Origin of the sequence: Burkholderia sp. Ac-20344, from assembly GCF_017104975.1 — a bacterium.
Lineage (GTDB): Bacteria > Pseudomonadota > Gammaproteobacteria > Burkholderiales > Burkholderiaceae > Burkholderia.
On the sequence record NZ_JAAGPP010000365.1, the window covers coordinates 1 to 1,242 of the forward strand.

At 64.4% G+C, this 1,242-nt stretch carries 1 protein-coding gene; it reads left to right on the forward strand.

The annotated features are described in order from the left end of the window. Positions 1-12 precede the first annotated feature (12 nt). Positions 13-1,218, forward strand: a complete 1,206-nt coding sequence (locus G3N64_RS39145; protein WP_185641200.1) for an IS110-like element ISBma3 family transposase — start codon at positions 13-15, stop codon at positions 1,216-1,218. Positions 1,219-1,242: the final 24 nt, after the last annotated feature.

Genomic DNA, 1,242 nt, shown 5'->3' on the forward strand with positions numbered 1-1,242 from the left:
GCTCATACTTCGATGCAAGACACTCAACAACATGGCGCCGTCGATGTCTTCGTCGGCGTCGATGTCGGTAAAGGCCAGCATCATGCCGTCGCGCTCGATCGGAACGGCAAGCGCCTGTACAACAAGGCGCTACCCAACGACGAGATCAAGCTGCGTGCCCTCATCGCCGAACTCAAGACTCACGGTCGACTGTTGTTCGTCGTCGATCAGCCGTCCACCATCGGTGCACTTCCTGTAGCCGTCGCTCGCGCCGAAGGGGTACTCGTCGCCTATCTGCCGGGACTGGCTATGCGCCGCATCGCTGACCTGCACGCCGGCGAAGCCAAGACCGATGCTCGCGACGCCGCGATCATTGCCGAAGCCGCTCGCTCGATGCCGCACACGCTGCGCTCGCTCCGATTGGCCGACGAGCAGCTCGCCGAACTCACCATGCTGTGCGGCTTCGATGATGATCTCGCCGCCCAGGTCACTCAAACCAGCAACCGCATTCGCGGCTTGCTTACTCAGATCCATCCGGCGCTCGAGCGAGTCCTCGGACCGCGTCTTGACCATCCTGCGGTGCTCGATCTGCTTGAGCGCTATCCGTCGCCCGCCGCACTTGCCGGCACCAGCGAGAAGACGCTCGCCAATCGCCTGACCAAGCTCGCTCCTCGCATGGGTAAAGGCTTGGCGGCCGAGATCGTTCAGGCACTGCGCGAACAAGCCGTGACCGTGCCCGGCACGCAGGCCGCCACCATCGTCATGCCCCGTTTAGCCCAGCAGCTTGCAGCCTTGCGCAAGCAACGCGACGAGGTCGCTGCCGAAGTGGAGCGGCTGGTGCTTGCTCACCCTCTTTGGCCGGTCCTGACCAGCATGCCGGGAGTCGGCGTCAGGACCGCCGCCAGACTCCTGACCGAGGTCGCCCATAAAGCGTTCGCTTCGGCCGCCCACTTGGCGGCCTACGCCGGTCTTGCCCCGGTCACCCGGCGCTCGGGCTCATCCATCCGTGGCGAGCATCCATCCAGACGCGGCAACAAAGTGCTCAAGCGCGCCTTGTTCCTATCCGCCTTCGCCGCCTTGCGAGATCCTGTCTCGCGGGCTTACTACGCGCGCAAGATCCAGCAGGGCAAGCGCCACAACCAAGCGCTCATCGCGCTGGCACGGCGACGATGCGACGTCCTGTTCGCCATGCTGCGCGACGGCACCATTTACCAACCCAGGTCAGCCCCTAACGCTTGACGAAACACATAGGGGCACCCCCCC